The sequence below is a fragment of the Thermoplasmata archaeon genome (assembly GCA_035532555.1).
Classification (GTDB): domain Archaea; phylum Thermoplasmatota; class Thermoplasmata; order Lutacidiplasmatales; family UBA184; genus Lutacidiplasma.
On sequence record DATKQS010000009.1, the window covers coordinates 184,119 to 208,311 of the forward strand.

Annotated in this window: 24 protein-coding genes and 1 tRNA gene; 12 read left to right on the top strand and 13 right to left on the bottom strand. The window is 67.3% G+C overall.

Features of this window, described 5'->3' with window-relative positions:
• Positions 1 to 3 precede the first annotated feature (3 nt).
• The 8 genes from VMV28_02830 to VMV28_02865 are packed head-to-tail and all read left to right on the top strand — an operon-like array spanning position 4 to position 7,742.
• Positions 4 to 1,260, top strand: a complete 1,257-nt coding sequence (locus VMV28_02830) for an argininosuccinate synthase (GenBank protein HUZ79539.1) — start codon at positions 4 to 6, stop codon at positions 1,258 to 1,260.
• Positions 1,261 to 1,277: 17 nt separating this feature from the next.
• The gene (argH, locus tag VMV28_02835; GenBank protein HUZ79540.1) at positions 1,278 to 2,702 is read left to right on the top strand and encodes an argininosuccinate lyase; all 1,425 of its coding nucleotides are present in this window, start codon (positions 1,278 to 1,280) and stop codon (positions 2,700 to 2,702) included.
• Entirely contained in the window at positions 2,699 to 2,860 is a 162-nt protein-coding gene (locus VMV28_02840; GenBank protein HUZ79541.1) for a lysine biosynthesis protein LysW, read from the top strand. The genes argH and VMV28_02840 overlap by 4 nt, the downstream gene beginning before the upstream one ends.
• A complete protein-coding gene (gene lysX / locus VMV28_02845) occupies positions 2,853 to 3,704 on the top strand; it encodes a lysine biosynthesis protein LysX (GenBank protein ID HUZ79542.1) in 852 nt (283 codons plus the stop codon). Before VMV28_02840 ends, lysX begins: the two co-directional genes overlap by 8 nt.
• A complete protein-coding gene (gene argC, locus VMV28_02850; GenBank protein ID HUZ79543.1) occupies positions 3,701 to 4,729 on the top strand; it encodes an N-acetyl-gamma-glutamyl-phosphate reductase in 1,029 nt (342 codons plus the stop codon). Before lysX ends, argC begins: the two co-directional genes overlap by 4 nt.
• Positions 4,730 to 4,733: 4 nt before the next feature.
• Positions 4,734 to 5,528, top strand: a complete 795-nt coding sequence (locus tag VMV28_02855) for a [LysW]-aminoadipate kinase (GenBank protein HUZ79544.1) — start codon at positions 4,734 to 4,736, stop codon at positions 5,526 to 5,528.
• A complete protein-coding gene (locus VMV28_02860) occupies positions 5,525 to 6,682 on the top strand; it encodes an aspartate aminotransferase family protein (protein ID HUZ79545.1) in 1,158 nt (385 codons plus the stop codon). The genes VMV28_02855 and VMV28_02860 overlap by 4 nt, the downstream gene beginning before the upstream one ends.
• Positions 6,675 to 7,742 (top strand): M20/M25/M40 family metallo-hydrolase, encoded by a 1,068-nt coding sequence (locus VMV28_02865; protein HUZ79546.1) that lies wholly within the window; start codon positions 6,675 to 6,677, stop codon positions 7,740 to 7,742. Before VMV28_02860 ends, VMV28_02865 begins: the two co-directional genes overlap by 8 nt.
• Here the strand turns inward: VMV28_02865 and VMV28_02870 are convergent.
• Positions 7,711 to 8,520, bottom strand: coding sequence for a pirin family protein (locus tag VMV28_02870; protein ID HUZ79547.1), 810 nt, complete (start codon positions 8,518 to 8,520; stop codon positions 7,711 to 7,713). The genes VMV28_02865 and VMV28_02870 overlap by 32 nt on opposite strands.
• 317 nt (positions 8,521 to 8,837) lie before the next feature.
• Here VMV28_02870 and VMV28_02875 point away from each other — a divergent pair, with 317 nt between their 5' ends.
• The 4 genes from VMV28_02875 to VMV28_02890 all read left to right on the top strand — a co-directional run bounded on the left by VMV28_02875 (position 8,838) and on the right by VMV28_02890 (position 10,910).
• Positions 8,838 to 9,386, top strand: a complete 549-nt coding sequence (locus VMV28_02875) for a PadR family transcriptional regulator (protein HUZ79548.1) — start codon at positions 8,838 to 8,840, stop codon at positions 9,384 to 9,386.
• Between the two features lie 76 nt (positions 9,387 to 9,462).
• A tRNA-Lys gene (locus VMV28_02880) sits at positions 9,463 to 9,536 on the top strand.
• A gap of 132 nt (positions 9,537 to 9,668) precedes the next feature.
• Positions 9,669 to 10,352, top strand: coding sequence for a GTP cyclohydrolase II (gene ribA, locus VMV28_02885; GenBank protein ID HUZ79549.1), 684 nt, complete (start codon positions 9,669 to 9,671; stop codon positions 10,350 to 10,352).
• Between the two features lie 45 nt (positions 10,353 to 10,397).
• On the top strand, positions 10,398 to 10,910 hold the full coding sequence (locus VMV28_02890; GenBank protein HUZ79550.1) for a GNAT family N-acetyltransferase: 513 nt from the start codon (positions 10,398 to 10,400) through the stop codon (positions 10,908 to 10,910).
• 9 nt (positions 10,911 to 10,919) lie between these two features.
• Here VMV28_02890 and VMV28_02895 read toward each other — a convergent pair whose 3' ends face one another.
• The 12 genes from VMV28_02895 to thsB form a co-directional block, all read right to left on the bottom strand.
• Entirely contained in the window at positions 10,920 to 11,906 is a 987-nt protein-coding gene (locus tag VMV28_02895; GenBank protein ID HUZ79551.1) for an aldo/keto reductase, read from the bottom strand.
• Positions 11,903 to 13,024, bottom strand: a complete 1,122-nt coding sequence (locus VMV28_02900) for a methyltransferase domain-containing protein (protein HUZ79552.1) — start codon at positions 13,022 to 13,024, stop codon at positions 11,903 to 11,905. Before VMV28_02900 ends, VMV28_02895 begins: the two co-directional genes overlap by 4 nt.
• Before the next feature lie 86 nt (positions 13,025 to 13,110).
• Positions 13,111 to 13,278 carry a C2H2-type zinc finger protein gene (locus tag VMV28_02905; GenBank protein HUZ79553.1) on the bottom strand — a complete coding sequence of 56 codons (168 nt, stop codon included), beginning with the start codon at positions 13,276 to 13,278 and terminating at the stop codon, positions 13,111 to 13,113.
• A gap of 67 nt (positions 13,279 to 13,345) precedes the next feature.
• The gene (locus VMV28_02910; GenBank protein HUZ79554.1) at positions 13,346 to 14,290 is read right to left on the bottom strand and encodes a deoxyhypusine synthase; all 945 of its coding nucleotides are present in this window, start codon (positions 14,288 to 14,290) and stop codon (positions 13,346 to 13,348) included.
• A 25-nt stretch (positions 14,291 to 14,315) separates the two neighbouring features.
• Entirely contained in the window at positions 14,316 to 15,284 is a 969-nt protein-coding gene (locus tag VMV28_02915; protein ID HUZ79555.1) for a presenilin family intramembrane aspartyl protease PSH, read from the bottom strand.
• Between the two features lie 7 nt (positions 15,285 to 15,291).
• Entirely contained in the window at positions 15,292 to 15,909 is a 618-nt protein-coding gene (locus tag VMV28_02920; GenBank protein ID HUZ79556.1) for a translation initiation factor IF-2 subunit beta, read from the bottom strand.
• 61 nt (positions 15,910 to 15,970) lie between these two features.
• Positions 15,971 to 16,630, bottom strand: a complete 660-nt coding sequence (locus tag VMV28_02925; GenBank protein ID HUZ79557.1) for an HAD-IB family phosphatase — start codon at positions 16,628 to 16,630, stop codon at positions 15,971 to 15,973.
• Complete coding sequence (locus tag VMV28_02930; protein HUZ79558.1) at positions 16,623 to 17,603, bottom strand: aldo/keto reductase; 981 nt, start codon at positions 17,601 to 17,603, stop codon at positions 16,623 to 16,625. Before VMV28_02930 ends, VMV28_02925 begins: the two co-directional genes overlap by 8 nt.
• Positions 17,600 to 20,287, bottom strand: coding sequence for a valine--tRNA ligase (locus VMV28_02935; GenBank protein HUZ79559.1), 2,688 nt, complete (start codon positions 20,285 to 20,287; stop codon positions 17,600 to 17,602). Before VMV28_02935 ends, VMV28_02930 begins: the two co-directional genes overlap by 4 nt.
• A gap of 93 nt (positions 20,288 to 20,380) precedes the next feature.
• Complete coding sequence (gene lysS / locus VMV28_02940) at positions 20,381 to 21,856, bottom strand: lysine--tRNA ligase (GenBank protein HUZ79560.1); 1,476 nt, start codon at positions 21,854 to 21,856, stop codon at positions 20,381 to 20,383.
• Positions 21,857 to 21,902: 46 nt separating this feature from the next.
• On the bottom strand, positions 21,903 to 22,304 hold the full coding sequence (locus tag VMV28_02945) for a hypothetical protein (protein HUZ79561.1): 402 nt from the start codon (positions 22,302 to 22,304) through the stop codon (positions 21,903 to 21,905).
• 72 nt (positions 22,305 to 22,376) lie between these two features.
• Complete coding sequence (thsB, locus tag VMV28_02950; GenBank protein HUZ79562.1) at positions 22,377 to 23,999, bottom strand: thermosome subunit beta; 1,623 nt, start codon at positions 23,997 to 23,999, stop codon at positions 22,377 to 22,379.
• Positions 24,000 to 24,193 lie beyond the last annotated feature (194 nt).

Here is a 24,193-nt window from a genome sequence, read left to right on the forward strand (position 1 = left end):
GTCTTGTCGAAGCCCCACGAAATGGAAACCCGCAAGATTATTCTCGCTTACTCCGGCGGTCTCGACACCTCTGTCGCGATCCCGTGGCTTCGAGAGAAGGGATACGAGGTGATTGCGCTGACGATGAACCTGGGTCAGCCCATCGATCTCGAAGCGGTTCGCGCGAAGGCGCTCGCCGCCGGCGCCGCGCGCGCCTATGTGGTCGACGCTCGAGAACAGTTCGCCAAGGAGTTTATCGCGCCTGCCCTCGCGGCGAACGCCCTCTACGAGGGTCAGTACCCGCTCAGCACCGCCCTCGCCCGGCCGCTGATCGGCTGGCACCTCGTGGATGTTGCGCGTCGCGAAGGGGCATCGCACGTGGCCCACGGCTGCACCGGCAAGGGGAACGACCAGGTCCGCTTCGATCTGTGCACGGCCGGACTCGCGCCAGATCTCGAGGTCATCGCTCCGGCCCGGGTCTGGAAGATGACGCGCGAAGAAGAGGTCGAGTATGCTCACGCCCACCACGTAGCCGTTCCCACCGCCAAGCGCTCCCCGTATAGCACCGATGAGAACCTCTGGGGACGCTCGGTGGAGTGTGGGGTCCTGGAGGATCCCGCGATCGAGCCGCCAGAGGAGGTGTACGCCTGGACGCGATCCCCGCTCGAAGCACCGGATCGCCCCACGTACGTGAAGATCGGATTCGAAGGGGGCCGTCCCCGGACCTTGGGCAGCGAAGCACTCTCCCTGCGTGAACTTGTCGAGCGACTGAACCGGATTGGTGGCGAGAACGGCGTCGGCCGGATCGACCACGTCGAATCGCGTCTGGTCGGAATCAAGTCGCGCGAGGTCTACGAGTGTCCGGCAGCGACGATCCTCCTCGGGGCCCACGCGGCCCTCGAGGCGCTCGTACTTCCACGCGATCTGCTCGAGGCGAAGCGCTCGCTCGAGCAGCGGTACTCCCTGCTGATCTACGACGGTCTGTGGTTCACTCCGCTGCGGGAGGCGCTCGATGCCTTCGTGACCTCCACTCAGGAGCGAGTCTCTGGCGAAGTCACGGTCAAGCTCTACAAGGGCTCCGCGCGGATCGCCGGTCGCACCTCCCCGTACTCGATGTATCGACAGGATCTCGCGACGTACTCCGGCGGCGACCGATATCGCGCCGAAATGGCGGAGGGGTTCATTTACGTCTGGGGGCTGCCCACACGGACCTGGTCGGCGATCGGATCGAAGGCAACGGCGAAGCCGCCGCTCGCCGTGGGAACAGGGACCCCGCACTGATCGCCTGGGAGCTCAGCATGACGACCTCGACCCCCGCTCCCGCGTACGTTCGCACCCCCGCCACCGGCTTCCTCAGCTCGCTCTCGGTGGACCGCGCGCTTGCGCGGTACGACCTCGCGGGAAGCATCGCGCACGCCGAGATGCTCGGGCACGCGGGGATCCTATCCGCGAGCGAGGTCGAGACTCTCCGAGGCGGTCTCCGTCGCATCGCCCGGGAGCTCGCCGAGGGATCCTTTGACTGGAGAGAGGATCTCGAGGACGTGCACACGAACATGGAGGTCCGGCTCACCGAACTGGTGGGCCCGGTCGGAGGCAAGATCCACTCGGCGCGTAGCCGGAACGATCAGATCGCCTTGGACGAGCGTCTCTTCCTGCGGGTCGCGATCTACTCCGTCGCCCAGCGCACCCACGAGCTCGCCTCGAAGCTGCTCGAACGAGCGCGCCAGGAGATCGAGACGCCGCTGGCCGGGTACACCCATCTCCAACGGGCGCAGCCCGTGACCTTGGCGCATCACTTGCTCGCACATTTCTGGCGGCTCCAGCGGGACGTCGATCGGCTCCTGGCGACCGCCGCTCGTTCGAACGTTTCCCCGCTCGGAGCCGGGGCGCTCGCCGGATCCACCCTCCCGATCGAGCCGGATCGGGTCGCCCGTCGACTCGGGTTCGATCACCCGTTCGAGAACTCCCTGGACGCGGTCAGCGATCGAGATGGGTTCGTGGAACTCGCCTTCGATCTCGCGCTGCTCTCCGTGCATCTCAGCTCGATGGGGGAGGAGCTGGTCCTCTGGGCGTCGGCGGAGTTCGGGTATCTCCGTGCGAGCCCCAGCCTCGGCTCGGGCAGCAGCCTGATGCCGCAAAAGCGCAACCCCGACGTGGCCGAGCTCGCGCGTGGGAAGGCCGGACGGACGATCGGCGATCTGCTCGCCCTGCTCGTGACACTCAAGGGGCTGCCGCTCGCCTACAACCGAGACCTTCAGGAAGACAAGGCCCCAGTTCTGGACGCCCTTTCGACTACGGAGGCCACACTGGCGGCCCTGATCGCGGTCGTTCCGGCCCTCGAGTTCGAGCGCGAGCGCATGCGAGAGACCGCGACCGATCCCGCGATGCGCGCGACGGACGCGGCCGAGCACCTCGTCCGGCACGGCGTCCCCTTCCGGGAGGCGCACGAGCGGATCGCGGCCCACGTCGCCGCGCACGGTGGGCGGTTCGACGACCCCGAGGGTGTGGCCGGCCTCGGGCCGGGCCCTTCCGCTGCGGCCTGGACGTTCGATCCGTCAGATCCGCTGGCCGGTCGGCTCTCGCCCGGGGGCCCCGCCCCGATCGCGGTCCGACGCCAGATCGACCTCGCGGACGCGCGCATGCGCGTCGCGCACTCATCCCTCTCCTCGCTCGGCCGATCGGCCGGGCTCATCGAGGAGCTACTCCAGGAGGAACCGAAATGACCGAGTGCCCAGCGTGCGATGCCCATGTCGAATGCGCCACCATGGTGGCCGGAGAGATCTTTCCGTGCACCGACTGCGGGACCGAGCTTGAGGTCGTGACGACTCTACCGACCGCGGTCCAGCTGGCCCCGAAGGAGGCGGAAGACTGGGGTGAGTGACGCCCTCCGCCTCGGGATTTTCCTGACCATCGTCCGACCCGAAGAGAAGCAGATCTTCCAGGCCGCCGAGGCTCGCGGGATCACGGTCGAGCGTCTCGACGACGAGCGCATGACCTTCGATCTAGAACGACCGGACCTGCCCGTCGACGTGATCCTGAACCGTTCGGTCAGCCACTCCCGCGGCCTGTACGCGATGCGGTTCTTCGCCCACTACGGGATTCCGACCGTCAACACGGCCGACGTCATCGAGCGGGCCGGCGACAAGATCCTCGGATCTCTGCGGCTCCGGGAGGCCGGGATTCCGACCCCCCGAACGATCGTGGCGCTTACCCCGGAGGCGGCGTTGATTGCGCTCGATCAGATCGGCTACCCCGCGGTCCTGAAGCCTCCGATCGGCTCGTGGGGTCGGCTGATGGCCCGCGTGCACAGCCGCGAGGAGGCGGAGCAGATCATCGAGCACAAGGTCGCGCTCGCCTCTCCGCAACACTCCGTGTTCTACGTACAGGAGTACGTGCCCAAGCCCGATCGCGATCTGCGCGTCTTCGTCATCGGACGGACGGTGGTGGGAGCCATGTATCGACACTCGAGCGACTGGCGGACCAATGCGGCCCGTGGGGCCGAATCCGAGGCGTTCGATCCTCCGGAGTCCGTGCGCGCACTTGCGATCCGCGCCGCCGAGGCGATGGGTGGAGGCATCCTCGCGGTGGACCTGATGGAAGCTCCCAGCGGGCTCGTGGTCCATGAGGTCAATCCCACCCCCGAATTCAAGTCCCTGCAAGCGGCGACCGGCCTCGACATCGCCGACCGCATCCTCGACTACGTCGCCGAGGTCGCCCGACGATGAGAGCCTCGGTGGTGGGCGGCAGCGGGTACGTTGGTGGCGAACTTCTGCGCCTCCTCCTCCGACACCCGCGCATCGAGCTCGAGCAGGTCTCCTCCGACTCGATGGCCGGCAAGGCGGTGACCCGGGCCCATCCCAACCTGCGCCGATCGACCGATCTGAGATTCGTCCCCCACGGCGAGCTCAAGCCCGCCGAGGTCACCTTTGTCGCGGTTCCGCACCGCGAATCGATGCATCGGATGCCCGAATGGCTTGCTCGGGGCGGGATCGTCGTCGATCTCAGCGCCGACCACCGGCTGAAGGACCCGAGCCAGTATCCTCAGTATTACGGGGTCACCCACCCGCATCCCGAGCTGCTCGTTCGCGCGGTCTATGGCCTGCCCGAGCTCCACCGCGAGGAGATCCGCGGGTCCTCGTTGATCAGCAACCCTGGATGCATCGCGGCGGCGACGATCCTCGCCCTGCGACCGCTCGTGGCCTCCGGTCTCGTGGATACGGATCGGCCCGTGGTCGTGGACGCCAAGAGCGGGTCCTCGGCCGGAGGCAGCGACAGTGGCCCCGCGTCGTCCCACCCGGAGCGTTCGGGCTCGATGCGCCTCTATGCACCCGCCGGCCATCGGCACACCGCGGAGATCGAACAGGAGACTGGAGCGAAGATCGGCATGTCGGCGCATGCGGTCGAGGCGGTCCGCGGCGTCCTATCCACGAGCCACGCGTTCCTGCGGGCGCCTGTTGACGAGAAGGAGATCTGGAGAGTCTACCGGGCCGCGTACGGCTCCGAGCCGTTCGTACGGATCGTGCACGAGGCCGATGGCATCCACCGGGAGCCGGAACCGAAGGTGCTCAGCGGGTCGAACTACTGCGATATCGGCTTCGCGCTCGATGCCCACACGGGTCGGGTCATCGCCACCTCGGCAATCGACAATCTGATGAAAGGAGCTGCCGGCAACGCCCTGCAAGCGCTGAACGTGGCGGTGGGGTTTCCCGAGACGATGGGCCTCGAGTTCCCCGGCCTGCATCCGATCTAGACCCATGACGATCGTCGTCAAGATCGGGGGCGCCGAGGGCAACGAGGTGGGCCCCGTGCTCGCCGATCTCGCGCGCCGCACCGACTACGTGCTGGTCCACGGTGGCTCGGGGGAGATCGATCGACTGGGCGAGTCGATGGGCCACCCCTCGAAGTACTACACGTCCCCGAGCGGAGTAGTATCCCGACACACCGACTCCGAGCACATGGACGTGGTGGTGCTGGCGATGGCCGGGCGGATCCAGACCGAGCTCGTCCGCGCGCTCGGTGCACTCGGCGTGCGCGCGGTGGGACTCAGTGGGGCTGACGGAGGGCTCCTGATCGCCCGGAAGAAGGAGGCAAGCCGCGCGATCGAAGACGGAAGGGTCGTTCGCGTGAAGGATGACCGCTCCGGTGTCGTTGAGGAGGTGCGCGCGGATCTGCTCCGGGTGTTGCTGGGCGCCGGGTACGTTCCGGTCATAGGGCCGCCCGCCATCTCCCGCACGGGAGAATTGCTGAACGTCGATGCGGATCGAGTGGCCGCTCAGGTCGCGGTGGCACTCGGCGCCGAAACGCTCCTCCTGCTCACGAATGTGGTCGGCGTGCTGCGGGATCGGAACGATCCGGCGAGCCGTATCGACTCGGTCTCCCGGGATGCGGTCGATTCCATGATGCCGTACGCCGAGGGGCGAATGCGCAAGAAGATCCTCGCGGCCCGAGAGGCCGCGGTCGGGGGGGTCGGCCGCATCGTGATCGCCTCGTCCATGGTCCCCGAGCCGGTCGAACACGCCCTGGCCGGTCACGGTACGGTGATCGAATGAACGATGCCGAACCCGTTCGGGGAGAGTTCGCGGCGGTGGGGCGGCGCGAGATCACGATCGTCCGAGGCGAGGGCGCCCGGCTCTGGGATGATCGGGACCGATCGTTCGTGGATCTCGGCATCTCCCTCGGAGTGGGCAATCTCGGCCACTCCAATCCAGCCATCGTACACGCCGTCGAGACGCAAGCGCGGCAGCTCATCCACGTCGGAAGCGCGTGCGACACTCCTCCCCGGCACGACTTCGTTCAGCGCCTCCTGGAACTCATGCCCCCCACGCTCGACCGGGTCTTTCTGTCGAATTCCGGGGCCGAGGGGATGGAGACGGCGTTGAAGTTCGCCCGCTCCTCGACCGCCCGGCCGGGGTTCGTTGCCGCGTTGCGCGGGTTCCATGGACGGACGCTCGGGGCGCTTTCGGCGACTTGGCGACGCGATCTGAGGGAACCGTTCGAGCCCCTCGTTCCCGGCTTTTCCCACGTGCCGTACAACGACGCCGCCCAGCTCGATCGGGCCGTGGACCAAACGACGGCCGCGGTCATCTTGGAACTGGTCCAGGGAGAAGGGGGCGTTCACGCCATCGACCCGGAGTACCTCCGCGCGGCCCGCGCGGTCTGCGATCGCAGCGGTGCGCTTCTCATCTTCGACGAGATCCAGACCGGCATGGGCCGGACCGGGCGCCGGTTCGCCTTCGAGCGGTGGGGGATCCTCCCCGACATCCTGGTCCTCGCCAAATCGCTCGCCGGTGGGGTTCCCATCGGCGCGACGATCACGACCGAGGACGTCGAGCGCCGATTCCGCGGCACGCACCACTCCACGTTCGGCGGGAATGCGCTCGCCTGCGCGGCAGGACGCGCGGCGCTCGACTACCTCGTCTCCGAGCGCCTGGACGAACGCGCCGAGCGTCTGGGGACCGAGGCGATGGCGCAGCTCCGCCGTTCGCCGAGCCCTCGCGTCCGTGAGGTCCGGGGTCTCGGTCTCCTGATCGGGATCGAGCTCAAGGAGCGGGCCGCGCCGTACCTTCAGGCCCTTCGCGAGCGGGGATTCCTCGCGATCGGAGCGGGGCCGAACGTCATCCGCTTGCTTCCTCCCCTCGTCATCTCCGAGGCGGACTGGTCCGCCGGATTGGCGGCGATCTCCGAGGTCCTTGCGGATGGATGATCCCGAGGTCCTGGTCGAGCTGCTGGAGGCCTACAGCCCCTCGGGCCATGAAGGGCCGGCCGTCGAGCGGTTCCGGGCCCTCGCCCAAAGGCTCGGCTACTCGGTCTCGAGCGATGTCGCGGGGAATGGGATTGCGAGGCGAGGCTCCGGCCGGCCCCAGATTCTCTTCCTCGGGCACATCGATACCGTCGAGGGGGCCTTGCCGGTCCGACGCGAGGGAACCCGCATCTACGGGCGGGGCGCGTGCGACGCGAAGGGACCCCTCGCCGCCGCCTTACTGGCGGGTCGGACGGCGCCCACTCGAGGAGAGGTCGTGGTCGTCGCGGCGGTCGGCGAAGAGACCGATAGCCGAGGGGCCCGCGCGCTCCTGGAAGCGTTCCGACCGGAGTACGTGATCGCGGGAGAGCCGAGCGGGTGGGATGGCCTCGCCGTCGGGTACAAGGGCGATCTACGGCTGAAGGCCATCTTCCTCGGCGATCGCGCTCACCTTTCGGCACCGACCGCGTCCACGGCCGATCGGGCGGTCGAGTGGATCCAGGGCCTGCGGCAGGAGGTTGCGCGGCGAACGGGCCCTACCCCGTTCCGTTCCCTGACCTTCAAGGTCATTTCCATTGCGACCACGACGGACGGGGGCGCGGAGCGCGTGGAGGTCGTGGTCGATCTGCGGATCCCTCCGGGATCCGGGGCCGCGGCTCTCCTCGCCCAGCTTCCGCGGGAGGGCGGGCCCGAGACCATCGAGCCGCTTGTGGAGCTCGACCCGTACGAAGGGGATCGCCTCGATCCGGTGGTCGCTGCGCTCTCACAGGGGATCCGGGCCGCCGGTGGACGACCGACCCTCTGGCGAAAGACGGGGACCTCCGATCTCAACCTCGTGGCGCCGGCCTGGAGAGTGCGAGGAGCCGCATACGGACCCGGAGATTCACGTCTCGACCACACCGACGGAGAGTTCCTGGAGGTCGAAGACCTCGACCGCGCCGTTCGCGTGCTCGCCCACGCCTTCGAGATTCTGGCCGCCGGAGAGGCGAGGCCTACTCCTCGTCGATCGGACGAGCGTGCTTGATGAACTCCCCGCTGCGCAACTCGCGCGCGGCCTGAACAAGCTCCTCTTGCGAGTTCATGACGATCGGCCCGTACCATGCCACGGGCTCGTGCAGCGGGCGACCGGAGACGAGCAGGAACCGCAGCGGCGCGTCCGCGGCATCGACCCAGATCGACTCCCCGGGACCGTAGAGCAGGGTCTCTCCCGCGCTCGCCACGACCTCGCCGTTCGCGTCGAAGCGACCCGATCCCTCGATCGTGTGCGCGAAGGCGGTGTAGCCGGGGGGCGTTGGGATATCGAACGATCCTCCCGCGGGCACCCATACATCCAAGTACGTAGGATCGACCGAGAGGCCCGACACCGGACCGTGCGCGGTACCGAACGATCCCGCTACGACCTTGATGCGATTGCCCGTGTCGGTCTCTACCTCGGGGATCTCCGACGCCCCGAGACCCCGGTACGCCGGCACGTCCATCTTCTGACGCGCGGGTAGGTTGACCCAGAGCTGGAACCCCGACATCCGGCCTTCCGCGCGCTCGGGCATCTCCTGATGGATGATCCCGCTGCCCGCGGTCATCCACTGGACATCACCGGCGTCGATCACGCCCGAGTTTCCGAGGGTGTCTCCGTGGGCGACCCGTCCCTCGAGCATGTAGGTCACGGTCTCGATGCCCCGGTGGGGATGCCAGGGGAACCCGGCCATGTAGTCCGCGGGGTTCGCAGACCCAAAATTGTCGAGCAGGAGGAACGGATCGAATAGTGGAACCTGCCCGTTCGAAAACGCCCGCCGCAGCCGCACGCCGGCGCCCTCCAGCGTGGGAACTCCTGGGAAACGGCGAGTTACAGAACGTCGTGGCTCGGTCATCGGAATCACTTTCGTATATCAGATGGCGCAAGGTAACTTATAAGGCCTCGGGGGCGCGAACGCCACTGTTCGAGGGGCACGATGGGACCGCTCGGAGGACGTTCGTCCCCAGCGAACGGATGGCGGCGCCGATCGGCCCTACACCGCATCGAACCGCGCCTCACGATCTCGGCCGGAACGCGGAGGGACGGCCCGGGATGGACGGCATGGACTCCCAGTATCGATATATCAAATCGGGCGCTCCTACCGGTGTGGCACCTTCGGCTCGACCGCTCCGGAACTGGCCCGGTGGGATGATCGGGATGTACGCGCTCCATCAGATGAGCCGCGAACCGATCTACGGCTGGCAGCTCGCGGAGCGGATCGCCGAGACGACGAAGGGGGGATGGCGGCCGGGAGCCGGTGCGGTCTATCCGATCTTGAAGAGCCTCGTCCATCAGAAGCTCGCGCGGATCGAAGTGCGGGGCGGACGCAAGGTCTACCTCGTCACCCCGAGGGGGCGCGCGCGACTCGCGTTGATGCGGACGCGGATCCGGGACGGCGGAGGGCGATACATGGAGCTGCGCCGTCTGGTCCTCGATCTCGTCGATCCGGCCGAGCGTCCCGAGTGGGCGATCGAGCACCTGCGCCGCTCCCTCACGATGTTCGTCGAGCTGTCGGATTCCGTCGACCTCATTCCTTCGGCGCGTGGGCGGGCCCTCATGTACCGGCAAGGGGCCCGTGAACTTCGCGGGACGCTCGCGCGCCTCGAGCACGCTCGGCGGTCCGGCACGGGATCGCGTCGAGCCCGGAAGCGATGAATCGGTGACGGGATCGGGGTCCCTCCGCGGCGCGGGAGTCTTTATCAAAGCGAGCCGGGTCGCCGAGTTTCGTGATGGGCCCGTAGCTCAGGCCGGCAGAGCAGGCGGCTCTTAACCGCAAGGTCAGGGGTTCAAATCCCCTCGGGCCCGTCGTACCCTCGCGTTGGCGAGAACGGGGGATCGCGCCGCGCCCCCGCCGTCTCTTTCTACTTGCCGGAGGTGAACGGCGCCGGAGGCGAGAGGGTGGCGATGGGCATTCCCCGGGAGACGGTCGCTCGGCTGGTGAAGGAAAATGAGGGGCACGACTGCCCCGAGCACCCCGAGATCTGCGTACGGCTGGAGGCGGCGGCGGATCTCCCGACCCGCTTCGGGGACTACCAGGTGGTGGCGTTCTGGAACAACCTCGATCGGAAGGAGCACGCGGCCTTCGTCCACGGGGATATCTTCGAGCAGGAGGCGGTCCCGGTGCGGATCCACTCCGAATGTCTCACCGGGGACGCCATCGGCTCGCTGCGGTGCGACTGCCGCGATCAGCTCATCGAGTCGCTGGAGCGCATCGGGAAGATGGACACGGGGGTCGTACTGTACCTCCGGCAGGAGGGTCGCGGGATCGGTTTCACCAACAAGATCCGGGCCTACGAGCTTCAGGACGCGGGGTACGACACGGTTCAGGCGAACGAACTCCTCGGCTTCAAGGCGGACGAACGCGACTATGCCATCGCGGCGCACATGCTTGCCTCGCTGCACGTGAAGTCGGTGAAGGTGATGACCAACAACCCCCAGAAACTGGCCGACCTGGAACGCCACGGGGTTCGGGTCGTGGGTCGTATCCCGATCGTGGTTCCGGCGAACCAGGTCAACGGGCCTTACCTCGACACCAAGCGCAAGCGGATGGGCCACCTGTTGGTGGTGGAACAGCCGGACGACCTGGTCGACTATCCCAACCGAGCCGGTCCGAGCGGCTGACCCCTCGGCACGAACCCGCGATCCAGAGGCGAATCGGGCAGAACCGTGTCGGACGCGCGGAGGTTCGAGCTCGTCGACCTTCCCATGGGAGCCCGCGAGGTTGCCGTTCCGGTCCTGATCGACTCGTTCGTCGGGATCTATCGCTGGCACGCGAAGCGGACGCTCCGGGACGTCCGCTGGGTGCGGGGAGCTCGACTGGGGGAGGAGATCGTGGGGGTATCGATGCTCGAGCCGCTCACACCCGAGGTGGGGTACGTCTACTATCTCGCGGTCCTCGCGGCGCGCCGCGGCGAGGGCATCGGAGCGCTCCTGCTGGACGATGCGCTCGAGCGCTTCCATCGCAGCCAGATCCGGGTCGTGTACGGTGCGGCGGAGAAGGAGAACGCCCCATCGCTGGGCCTGTTCCGCTCCCGAGGGTTCCGCGTGGTAGAGCGGCGCGAGCTCGGATACGCGGAGGGAGGGCTCGGCGCGTGGGGGTTACGCGGTCGGATGCGGCTGGTGCACGGAGAACTGCTGATGGGCAAGCGGCTGGACACCGACGCCGCTCGGAACGAGTAGCGGCCCGGGCTAGCGATCGACCAGGGACATGCCCATCGGGGAGTAGCGATCGCCCGCGACGGAGGCCGGGGAGACGGTCGCTTCGATCCGCTCCCGGTCGCCTCGAGAGAGCACGAGATCGAGCGCGGCGACGTTCTCTTCGAGATAGGTCCGATGCTTCGTACCGGGTATCGGCACGATGTCCTCCCCTTGTGCAAGAACCCAAGCGAGCGCGAGCTGCGCGGTCGTGCATCCCTTCTCCGCCGCGAGGGCGCCCAACCGGAGGGCGATCTCCTGGTTCCGGGAGAAGTTCTCCCCCTGGAACCGGGGGATGCCTCGGCGAAAGTCGTCCGGAGGCAGCTGATCGAGCGCCACCAGTCGACCGGAGAGGAACCCCCTACCGAGGGGGCTGAACGGGACGAAGCCGATTCCGAGCTCCCGACAGGTCGCGAGGATGTCCTGCTCGGGGTCCCGGGTCCACAACGAGTATTCGCTCTGGACCGTGGTGATCGGGTGGACCGCATGGGCCCGGCGCAGCGTTTGGGAACGGACCTCCGAAAGCCCGAGGAAGCGCACCTTCCCTTCGTCGACGAGCCGGGCCATCGCTCCGATGGTCTCCTCGATCGGGACGCGCGGATCGAGGCGATGGAGATAGTACAGATCGATCGTCTCGACGCCCAAACGACGGAGGCTCGCCTCGCACGCCGCTCGGACATGCTCCGGTCGCCCATCGACCCGGCGCTCTTGGGCCGATGGGCCTTGGACGAGGCCGAACTTGGTGGCGAGGACGATCTCCGTGCGGCGCTCCTGGATCTCCCGGCCGATCAGGACCTCGTTGGTGTACGGACCATAGGCATCTGCCGTGTCGAGAAAATTGATCCCGAGATCGAGCGCCCGGTGGAGCGTCGCCACCGATTCCGCATCGTTCCGTGTACCGTACGAGGCCGACATCCCCATGCACCCGAGGCCGAGGGCCGAGACGAGGGGTCCCGTGCGCCCGAGCCGCCGTAGCTTCATGCGTCCGTGCGGCCCTCCTCGTGACCCGCCCGGGCCGTCAGGAGCTGCCCTCCTTCCCCGCCCTCGAAGAACGCGAGTGCGTCGGTGGGTACGCCGGACTCGCGGGCCCATCGCCCCAGGTCGGGATGGGTGACCTCGACCTCCTGGAATCCCGCGGCTCGGGCGAGGTCCGCCAGCTCTGAATCCGTGTACCAGTGAATCCGAGAAGCTACCGGCTCCGGTGCGGCGGTCGTGCCGCAAAGCGCGACAGAACCCGTGAACATCACGAAGCGCCCGTCCCGATCCAGGACGCGGTGGATCTCGCGCAGGACCCGCTCGGGATGCTCAAAGAAGGCGAAGGCGCCGGTCGACACCGCGCAGGAGTACGCGCGGGAAGGAAAAGGCAGGCTGTCGGCTTCGGACTCCCGTACGGTGAGGCGCCCCTCGGCGATGACTTCCGCGTTGATCTCACGTGCGAGGCGGACCATCGTCGGGCTGTGGTCGATGGCCGCGGCCCGACATCCCGACCTCAGGGCCTCCTCGAGGAACGCGCCTCCACCGCAGCCGACCTCGATCAATCGGTCCTTCGCCGTCAGCCCGAGGACGGAGAGGATGGCGCGGAAGTTGGGGCGATGGTAGATCGGGTCGCGGTAGATCGAGCGGGCGTGGGGTCCCTCCGGTCGACGCGCGGTGCGGTCGGTGAGCCAGTCCCCGAGCCTCCTCGGCGCGCTTGCTTGGACCAGCGTTCCAACGACCGAACCGGCGAACCAGCCGGCGATCTCCTCCTCCGAGCCATGGAACACCGACCCCCAGCCGCGATGCTCCCACTCGAGGGTCGTCCCGCCCGCCGTCGGGAGGAAGCGCAGAACGATCTCCGTTTGTAGCTCGGGCTCCCACGGCGCGGGGTGCCACTCGATCCGAAGGTGATCGGCGGGGATCCAAGCGACCACGCGCCCGATCTCTTGAGTTCCCTCGAAGATCCGACCGTCCGGCCCCGGATGGAACGTGATGCCACGCGCGGCCAGCGAGTCGATGAGCTGCTCGGTCACGAGGTCGAACGCGCGCTTCGGGTCCATCCCGACGTCGATACGCACCACGAAAGCGTGGGGGTCGCTGCGGAGGTCCGAGTGCGGGGTCATCGAGAGTCTTCCGGGGGTCGATGTAGTCGACCGCGGATATGGGTTCGCGGGGGACCGGTGGAGTGACGGTCTCCGTGCGTCCCCGTTCAGTCGGAGGACGGGGGCCGGGGCCGTTTGGACGCGGGACGTGACCCGAGCGCCTCGAGCCCGGAGTGGCTCTCTTCCTTGTGCGCGACGAGGGCCTCTTCCGACCGGAAGACCCGTCCGCACTCCGAACAGATCGCTTCGATCTCGTCGTACTCGACGTACGGCATCGCGTACCGGTAGGGCCTAGGAGGTAATGGAGGTACCGGCGATGAATCGCCGAGCGGGGGCCGCCGCCTATCGCCGGAGGCGCTCGAGGGCGGCTCCGACCATCAGCGGGAACAGCACCGTCACGTCGCCGTCGACGCTGGTGTGCCGCGCGCCCGGCTTGACCTTGCCCCATGAGATCGCTTCGCGCGTCCGCGCGCCGGAGAGGCTCCCATCCCACTCGACCGCGCTCGTGACCTGCAGCACCGCGTCGAGTCCGTCCCGGAACTGGTTCCACCAGATCGTGTGGTGCTTGGAGATGCCGCCTCCGAGGAGGATCGCGCCGGAGCGCTTCGCCTCGTACACGATGTCGGAGAGGTGCTGTTCGTCGCGCAGGAGGTCGATGCTGAACTCCTTGTGGTCCTGCCAGAAGAGCCAGAGCTGGGAGCCGACCGCCCCGTCGGTGATCCCCGGTACGAAGATCGGGACCCGGTGGTCGAAGGCGGCTCTCAAGATGCTCGACGCGCCCGCACGCTTCGGGATCGCTTCGCCGATCGCCCAGGCGAGATCGCGGGTGGTCAGCGACCGGACGTCTCGGCGCCAGAGCGCAGCGAGGATCTTCTGCATCTTCTCCTCGATGATCGCGCCGTAGTGCGACTCGGGGATGACGAGGTTCCCGAGGCGGTAGAGGTGGCGCCGGTGCAGGTCGGCGTCGTCGAGGTTCCAGGCGCCGTGGTAGTACGGGCGGAACGACCGGGCCAGGTCGTGATCGAGCGTACCGCACGTCGTGACCACCGCATCGACGTACCCTTCTCGGACGAGCGTCGCGAGGACCCCTCGGACGCCCGTGGCCACGATGTCGGCGGGGAAGGACAGGAACAAGGTCATCTGGGGGTCGCGGAGCATCCGGGTCAGTACGTCGACGCCCTCGGCCACGGCCTTCGCGCTGAACCCTCCGGCGGCGTCCAGCCGACGGACGAGGACGTCCAGGGAGGGAGCGTCATCGATCCGGATATCCTCGACCTCACGCGGCATCGTCTCGCCCGGAGCCGGAGGGTGGTTAAAGGCCTCCCGTGAGGCCGAGCGTGGCGGAGTGATAGATGAGGAGGAAGGTGAGGATGTACCCGACCAGGGCGCCCCCGTTCAGGAAGGGGAGACCGGCCTGCGCTTCCCCGCGGCTCACGCGACGCATGAGGACGGCGTAGCCGACCAGCGATCCGACGAGCGCGCCGAGGGCCACCCACAAACTCGCGGAGAGGCCGAGGATCTTCGGGGAAGAGGGGAGCCAGACGAACGCGGAGACCACCAGGATCCCCGGTATCACGACGTCGCCGAGCCCCATGAACGTCGCGGCGCGTTCTTCCATGGGGACCTTGCGCGTCTCGCTTAGCGGAGGGGCGGCCGCGTAGTCGTAGTCGGCGGACTCGGGCATCACCATCAGGATCGGGAGCTTCATCTCGGTGACGATGTCGGCGAGGCGGATCATGTGCTTCGTGCGGTAGACGGCGATCGCGTCGTACACGGCGAGGGCGATGAGGAGGATGAACACCGGGAGGATGGCGAAGGAGATCCCGAGAATCGCGATCAGGCCACCGGCGGCGACGAACCCGGCGAGGTCCACGATGTACCACTGGGGATCCATGAGGAGGGCCAGGTAGAGTCCGGCCGCGACGATCGCGGCGAGGGGGACCGCCGGGACGAGCACGATCTCCGCGCTCATCGGAGCGAGCAGCCAGCCGGCCGGCAGGGCCACCAGAAGGGACTCGAGCACCGTGAAGTACAGCGCCGCGGCGATCGCGATCAGCAACAGGTGGCGGAGGCCGGCCAGGAGTCCCTGCCGCCGCGCCAGCAGTAGGATGATGATCGGGGCGATGATCACCGCAGCGATCAGGACCAGCGGGGTGGTCAGGCTGCTCGGGTTGGCGCCCGAGCTCAGCCCCGCGGAGCGGAACGGCACCGCGAGAGCGAGCGCTACGAGTTGGGCGCCGATGTAGAGCCCGAACAGCCCCAGCCACCGGACGCTGCGCATCGTCCGTTCAGGGCTGCACGATCGCGTAGGCGTTGTTGCCGAGCACCTTGGTGATCTTCGCGTTGACGCTCATGCCGCGCTGGTTGGCTCCCGTGACGAAGATTACGAAGCCTTCCTTCTTGGCGACGCCGTCGCCCCGGCGTCCGACATCCTCGATCGTCAGCCGGTACACCTCGCCGACCACGACCGGGGCCTTGGGCTTCTCGGGGGTGACGACCCGGCGCATCGTGACGGGGCGCTGGGCGCCGCACGCTTCGCATACGAGGATCGTGAGCCGGCCTTCCTTCGTGAGGTGGGTGTCGGGTCGCTTGCACTCCGAGCAGATCACGTACTTCTCGGTGTATTCCCGGATCCGCTGGGCGATGGCGTCCTTCGCGATGCGGGACTTGAGCACGCCTCGGGGAAGGTCGAGGACCCCGGGGCAGCCGAGTTCCTTGGCGAGGTAGCCGATGACCTGCTCCGGCTCCCGGCGCAGGACCGTCGTGATGTCCTGGAAGTTCCGGATGACCGTCGTCTTGCCGTCGGTGGCGACCACCGGCTCGGGGACCTGGAACCGTTCTCCCCCCGTGCGCACCTCGGGCAACTGCGCCCGAGCGCGTTCGAGGAGCGCTTGATATCCGTCCATGGAAGGAAACCCCGAACCGGGCCGCCCGCAAAAGGGTTGCCGGGCCGCGTGGAGCCGTCCCTCAGTCGGCCGGGAAGGCGTCCAGAAGGCGGAGGACGTGCGTGAGGTCGTGGTCGGACGCTGCGAGCACGTCGGTCGCGGAGTCCCGAACGGCCTGGTCCTCCGGCTTGAAGGCGATGCCGATGCGGCTGCGCCGGAACAGGGCGACATCGATCTCGGAGTTCCCCACGCTCGCCGTCTCATCGGGGTGGATGCCGAGCTGCTCCTGGATCCGAGCGAGCACCTGGTCCTTTTTCTTGATCGGAACGCGTAGGATCCCTTCGTCCGTCAGCTGCCCCGTGGCGTCCGTACGGATCCCATTCGCGAGCACGTAGTCCATCCGGAGCTCCCGCCCCACGCGACGAGCCAGCACGTCGATCCCTCCGCTAACGATCGCGGTGAGGATCCCGCGTTCGCGGAGCCCCCGCATCAGCTCCAGCGCTCCCGGCATGAGCGGCACCTGCGCCAGGATCTCTTCGAGGTCGAAGACCGAGATCCCTGGGCGTACGGTCTTCCAGAGTTGCACATCGGTCCGGATGAACTCGAGGTCGTCGATCGACCCTTCCATGAAGCGGCGGAGCCCCTCCGCATTGGAGAGGCCGAGATGCTCGTGGACGAAGCCCCAGGAGCTGCTGACGTTGACGAGCGTGCCGTCCATGTCGAAGGCGGCCAGTTTAAGCACGGTCGCCTCGCGCGATCGCGTCCGCCTCTTCCAGGATCTTGCTCGAAGGGCGGACCTCCCACGCCGCGAGGTTCGAGTCGATCTGCTCCGGGCGGCTCGCCCCGAACAGGGGCGCCGCACCCCGAGCCTCGAGCCAGTGGAGCGCGATCGAGGCGAGCGGGACGCCGGCCGCGTTGGCCAGCGCCTGGAGAGCGCGTGCACGCTGCTGGACCACCGCGAAGCGATCGGGCTCGAAGATGCGATGCGCGAACCGTCGAACCTCCGCAGGAACCCGCTTTCCCGTGAGATATCGACCGTGCAGGAGCCCGCGCGCGAGCGGCGTGTACGCCTCGATGACCATCCCGCGCGCCCGGCAATACTCGAGGACGGGATCCCCGTCCTCCCGATCGAAGAGGTTGTAGCGGACCTGATTGACGACGATGCGGGCTTCCGAGAGCGCGGCCTGCGCCGTTTCCATCTCTTCGACCGAGAAGTTCGACACGCCGATCGCCCCGATGCGCCCCTCCTTCCAGATCGCCTCCAGGGCGGCCATCGTCTCCTTGAGAGGTACGTGCGAATCGGGAGCATGGACGAGGTAGAGATCCACGTAGGGGCGGCCGAGGCGTTCGAGGCTGCCGACCAAGGATGCGCGGAGCTGCTCCGGTCGCAGGTGTTCCCAGGAGACCTTCGTGACCAGGAAGGAATCCTTCGCGAGCGTCGGGGTTCGGTTCAGCGCTTCCCCGAGCACTCGTTCGGATCGCCCGTTCCCGTACACCTCCGCGGTATCGAACCAACGCATCCCGGCATCGATCGCGTGCTCGAGGCAGCTGCGGGTCTGCTCCTCCTCGGAGCGCTTCCATCGGCCCATGCCCCACAGTCCGAGGCCGAGAGCCGGATGGGGTTTCTTCGAGCCGGGGAGCGGGATCGTGCCGATCGCGGTCCGTGGGGAATCGACCTTGGCGCGCGATGCGCGGGCCTTCCGAGCCGGTGTCATGGTCCCGAACCCTCCGAGGGCCCCGCGCTCTTCAGGTTCGCGTCGATGCGCGTGAGGCGCTCGTCCAGCTCCCGTGCCTTCTCCTCGGCCTCCTGGATGACCGCCGGCGGAGCGCGCTCGCGGAATCCCGGGTCGGCAAGACGCTCGCGGGTTTTCCTCAGTAACGCGGCGAGCTTGTCTCGTTCCCGACGGAGCGTCTCGGTGTCCTCGATCGACGCCGCCGGTCGGAGGATGAAGTACTCTCCCGCCGCCGAGACCCGGGTCGCCGCGCCTTCCGGGGTCGTTTCGCTCGGGCCGAGCAGCTCGAGCGGGTGTACCCGAGCGAGTTTTTCGATGGCCGCACGCTCCGCCATCAACAGAGTGCGGACCTCCTCGTTCTGAGGTCGGATCCAGGCGGAGGGGATCGTCTCGATGGCGACGTGCTCCTCGGCACGCAGGTTCCGCAAGAGCCGGATCGAATCGAGCAGGATCTCCATCCGTGCCTCCGCGAGCGCATCGCGCGGGACCTCCGCGGCCGAGGGCCACGGGGCGATGGTCACCGACTCGCCTTCATGGGGGAGCGCGTGCCACAGTTCTTCCGTCATGTGGGGAACAAAGGGGTGAAGGAGGCGAAGGGATCGCTCGATCACGAACAGGAGCGTTGCCTGCGCAGCCCGTTGACTCACCGCGTCGCCCTTGCCCGCAAGCCGGTCCTTGATGAGCTCGACGTACCGGTCGGCGAGATCGTGCCACAGAAACTGGTAGAGCGAGGTGGCCGCCTGGGTGATCTCGAACCGGGCGAGGGCCGCGTCCACGGCAGAGATCGTCGCGGCGTAGCGTGAGAGGATCCACCGATCCTCGAGCGGGGAGTGGGCGTAAATCGCGGGGGGATCCGCCGGGGGCGCGGTTCCGTTCGGCGTGTGCGACTGGGCGAATCGGGTCAGGTTCCACACCTTCGTCAGGAAGTTGCGGGCGCCCTCGAGGGGCCCGCGTCCGAACGGCCCGTCCTCGTCCGTGGGCGTCGGGAACACGAGCGCGAAGCGCGTCGCGTCGGCTCCCCGCTCGGCGATCACCGAGAGCGGATCCGGAGAGTTCCCGAGATGCTTCGACATCCTCCGGCCGCGGTCGTCGCGCAGCATCCCCGTGAGGTAGACATCGGAAAACGGCGCACGGCCCGTGAAGTACAGTCCGGCCATCATCATCCGGGCGACCCAGAAGAACATGATGTCGCGGCCGGTCACGAGTAGGTGCGTGGGGTAGTAGTGGGCGAGATCCGCCGTCTCTTCGGGCCAGCCGAGCGATAGGAACGGCCACAGCCACGAAGTGAACCACGTGTCCAGGACGTCGGGGTCCGGGATCAGCTCCCGGCACCCACACTTCGGGCAGGACTCTGGAGCGTCCACGTAGACGATCTCCTCCTTGCACTCTGCGCAGCGAGAGACCGGGATCGGATGGCCCCAAACGACCTGGCGGGAGATACACCAGTCCTGGATCGTCTCCATCCACCGGAAGAACGACAACGTCCATCGATCGGGGTGGATGCGCACAAGCCCTTCCCGCACGGCGGCCGCCGCGGGATCCGCGAGGGGGCGCATCTTCACGAACCACTGGGTGGACAGGCGGGGTTCGATCACCGCGTCCGATCGTTCCGAGCGCGCCACGCTGTGCCGATACTTCTCCGTCCGCAGCAGAAGGCGGGCCTCCTCCAGCCGCTTCACGGTCGCTTCCCGGCCCCGTTCGCAATCGAGCCCCCGGAGCTCGGGAGGGACGAGATCCCCCTCGAGCCGCCCCGAAACGTCGAGGATGCTCGCCGGAAGCGCAAGATCGGGGTGCCGCCGATAGATCTCGTAATCCACGAGGTCGTGGCGAGGGGTCACTTTCAGCGCACCGGCCCCGAACGCCGGATCGATCGCCGTATCGGTGACGACGGGAACTCGGCGGTTCACGATCGGTAGCAGGACCTCTCGACCGACGTCGGAAGCATGCCGCGCGTCGTCGGGGTGAACCGCCACCGCCACGTCTCCGAAGATCGTCTCGGGGCGGACGGTGGCGACCTCGAGGCCGCCGGGGCTTCCATCGGCCCAGGGGTAGCGAACGAAGTACAGCAGCCCGTCTTCCTCCGCGTGGATCACCTCGAGATCGGAGACGGCCGTGCGCAGCCGCGGGTCCCAGTTGACCATCCGTTCCCCCCGGTAGATCAGCCCCGCCCGGTAGAGCTGAACGAAGACCTCGCGCGTTGCTCGCGCAGCCGGCGGGTCCATCGTGTACCGGTAACGGGTCCAATCGACCGAGAACCCCCCGGCTCGGGTCTGTTCTAGGATGCGGGGCTCGTGCTCCTGGCGCCAGAGCTCGATCTGCTCGAGGATCTGCGTGCGCGGCAGATCTTCCAATCGGACGCCTTCCTTCGCGAGCCGTCGCCGAACCTCGACCTGCGTCGCAAGGCCCGCGTGATCGAGCCCCGGTACCCAGAGCGTGGCATTCCCTTTCATCCGGTGCTGGCGCACCAAGATGTCCATCACGGAGTAGCCGAGCATGTGACCCATCGTCAGGATGCCCGTGACGTTGGGCGGCGGGATCGGGACGGTGAAGTACGGGCGGTTCGGGCGATCCGGAGCCCGGAAGTAGCCGTGGGCGGTCCAATCCGCCTGCCAGCGCGCTTCGATCGTCTTCGGATCGAAGCGGGACGGGAGGGCGGGGGTGCTCACGGATTCCTCCATCCGTCCGCGGTTCGGCTCATGAACACGAGGTCGAGCGGAAACGGCACGATGAAGGTTGCCCTCGGATCGATCTGCGGCCGTTCAGCGGGACCGAACTTGCGGGAAGAGGATCACGTCCTTGATCGATTTCGCTCCGGTGAGCGCCATCACGATCCGCTCGATCCCGAAGCCGATCCCCGTCGCGGGAGGCATGCCGTGACGTAGGGCCTCCACGAACTCGGCGTCGTACGCGTAGCGGTCCTCCCCGCGTGCGGCGAGTTGTTCCTGGAAGCGTCGTTCCTGCTCGTCGGGGTCGTTGAGTTCCGTGTAGCAATTCGCGATCTCGAACCCACGGCAATGGATCTCGAACCGCTCGACCCGACCTGAAAGGCTCCGGTGGCGCTTCGCGAGGGGGGTGGTCGATGCCGGATGATCGACCACGAACGTCGGACGATCGATCGTCGGCTCGACGTAATGCTCGAAGAGCTTGTCCAGAGACACGCCCGGCGGAGAGTCGGCCGGCACGGTCGCTCCGCACCGGCGCGCGAGCTCGCCGAGCTCGAGAGTCGGTCGGGAGAGGAGATCGTGGATTCCGCTGCGCTCCTCCAGCGCCTGAACGAAGTCAAGGGTAGCGAACGGAGGACGGAACAGTTGCGCGGCGGATCGCGCCGCTTCCGAATCCGGCTGCCACTCGAGCATTCGGGCCCCCAAGCGCTCGAAGAGCCCCTCCATCAGGCGGCGCATGTCGTGGTAGTCGGCATACGCCCAATAGAGCTCGAGCATCGTGAACTCGGGCGAGTGGGTCGAATCGAGGTCCTCGTTGCGGAAGCACCGGCCGATCTCGTAGACCCGTTCCAAGCCACCGATCAGGAGTTGCTTCAAGGAGAGCTCGATGGAGATCCGCAGCTGGAGCTCGGAGTCGAGGTACCGAGAGCGGGTCACGAAGGGAGCCGCGGCGGCGCCTCCCGCGACGCGCAGGAGGATCGGGGTCTCGACCTCGAGGAAACCCGCGGCGTCGAAGTATCGGCGTATCTCGCGTGTCAGGAGCGAGCGCAGGCGGAATCGCTCTCGGCTCTCGGCGGAGGACATGAGATCGAGGTAGCGCCGGCGGATCCGCTCTTCGGGGTCCTGCAGCCCGTGGAACTTCTCCGGGGGCGGCGCAATCGCCTTGGCGAGGAGTTCGAGGGATTGAATCCGAAGCGAGGGCTCTCCTCGGCGAGAGACCGCCGGCATGCCGACCGCTCCGATAATGTCCCCCGGGTCGAGGTCGGCGAGCCAACGCGTGTAGGTCTCTTCCCCGAGCTCGTGGATCGTGAGCAGCAGCTGCAGTGTCCCCGATGCGTCCTCGAGGTCGATGAAGGAGGTGCCTCCGTGAGAGCGGATGGTGAGCAGTCGACCGGCGACGCGCGCGGTACGACCGACGACCTCCTCCCCGGGCGCGAGCGAACTCGTGAGGGCCCGGACCTCACGGACGAGGGTTCGATCCGGAAACGACCAGGGGAAGGGCTCGCGTCCCTCGGCCCGCCAGCGAGCGATCTTCCCGCGTCGCTCCCGTTCCAGATGGGACTCCTCCGGCATCGTGGCCCCTAGGCGGGAGGCGGAACGGAGGAAAAAGAGTGCGTCGCTAGGCCGCGATGCCATCGAGCGAGAATTGCTCGATGGCCCCGGGGCGCATGAGGACGAGGCGCTCGGGGAGTCCAGGCTCCTTGCCGTCGGGCCGCGCTGGCTCGTGGAGTAGCAAAAAGGTACCGAAGAAGAACTCCGCGGTCGCGTCTCCGCCTCCGATCCCGTAGCTGACGTAGTCGGAGAAGTAGACGTGGATGTGACCGGAGCGACGCTTGCGGACCGCCGACAGGAATGCCGAGAGCTGCTCGGGTCCTTTGCGCTGGAGCTCTTCGACCAGGTCGCGCAGGAGCGGGCGGAGCGACAGTCCCGAGAGGCCGTCGTACGCGAGGTAGACTGCGGGACGCGGCTCGAGAGCTACGACATCAAGCCGCAGCACTCCTTCGACCGGTTTGGTGCGCATCGATGGGCCTACCTGCTCTGGATTATGAGGCCTTCGGCCGGTGAACGAGCGCAGCCCGACCGTTCAATCGCTCTAGTGGTCGTGCCCACCGCCCCCACCGGGGGACGGGCTCGACTTCCTCGACGCGATGACGTCGTCGATCCGCAGGACCATGCTCGCGACCTCGACCGCGCTGGTCAGCGCCTGGCGCTTGACCCGCGCCGGCTCGATGACGCGCAGCTTCCACATGTCGGCCGCCTTGCCGTCCACGAGGTTCACACCGACGTTCTTGTTGGCGTGGGCACCCTCGTGGGCTCCACGGAGCTCGATGAGCGTGTTGATCGAGTCGTAGCCGCCGTTCTCGGCAAGCGCCCAGGGGATCACTTCGAGGGCTTGGGCGAACGCTTCGACCGCGAGTTGTTCCCGTCCACCGACCGTAGGGGCAAACTTGCGCAGCTTGACGGCGAGGTCGATCTCGGTCGCACCGCCGCCGGGGCAGACGACCCCGTCCTCGATGACCGAGCTGACGACCTTGAGCGCGTCCTGCAAGGATCGCTCGACTTCCTGGGTCACGTGCTCTGTTCCACCGCGGATCAGAATCGAGACCGAGCGGGGGTTCTTGCATCCCGTGACGAACGTCATGTGGTCGTCGCCGACCTTCCGCTCCTCGACCTTGGCTGCCGCGCCGAGGTCGGTGGCGGAGAGGTCCTGCAAGCTGGAGACGATCTTGCCGCCCGTCGCGCGCGCGAGCTTCTGGAGATCGGACTCCTTGACCTGCTTGACCGCGTAGATCCCTTCCTTCGCGAGGTAGTGAAGGACGACGTCGTCGATCCCCTTCTGGGCGATGACCACGGTCGCTCCGGAGGCCTTGACCTGCTGGACCATCTTGCGGAACGTCTTGTCTTCCTCGTCGAGGAAGCTCTGGATCTGGGAGGGGTTCTTGATGTTGATCTTGCTCTCGATCTCGGTCTTTTTCACCTCAAGAGCGGTGTTGAGGAGCGCGATCTTCGCGTTGGCGACCTCGCCGGGCATACGTGGGTGCCCACGCTCCTTGTCGAGGATGATCCCCTCAATGAGCTGGGTGTCCCCAATCGTGCCGCCGTGGCGCTTCTCGACCTTGATCTGGTCGACGTCGGCGACCATGTGGTCCCCGCGCTTCTCGGCGATGCGCTGGACGGCATGGACCGCGATGCGGGCGAGCACGTCGCGAGAGCCAAAGACTCCTTTCGAGCCCATCGCGGTGGTCGCACAGTCGAGGAGCATCGCTTCGTCATCGATCTTGACGGAAGTCCCGATCTCCTTCTCCAGAAGGCGGCGCGCCTCCTGCAGGGCGATCTCGAACCCCTTGGTGATGACGGTGGGGTGAATGTTCTGTTCGAGAAGGTACTCCGAGCGCTTGAGGAACTCGCCCGCCAGGACCACGGCGGTCGTCGTCCCGTCCCCGCACTGCTGATCCTGGGTCTTCGCGACCTCGACGATCATCTTCGCGGCCGGGTGCTCGACGTCGACTTCCTTCAGGATCGTCACGCCGTCGTTCGTGATGGTGATATCTCCCATCCCGTCGACGAGCATTTTGTCCATTCCGCGCGGGCCGAGCGTGGTACGGACGGCATCCGCAACGGCGCGGGCCGCTGCAATGTTGTTCTGGGTGGCGCTCTTGCCGCGGTCGCGTTCGGTACCTTCCTTCAGCACAAGGATCGGGGTTCCCTGAAGCATCTAACTCACCGATACGGGGAGAAAGCGCTTGTATATAATACAGACTAAGTGGGGGGCTTTGGGAAGCTGCTCGATTGCCCGGCCCCACCGGACCGATTATTGTTTCAGTCGCGCGCTTTTTGTTTCACGGCCGTTCTTCCTCGAGAACTCCCTGTTTCCGTTGAGCGACAACCGATCCCGACTGACATTCTGTT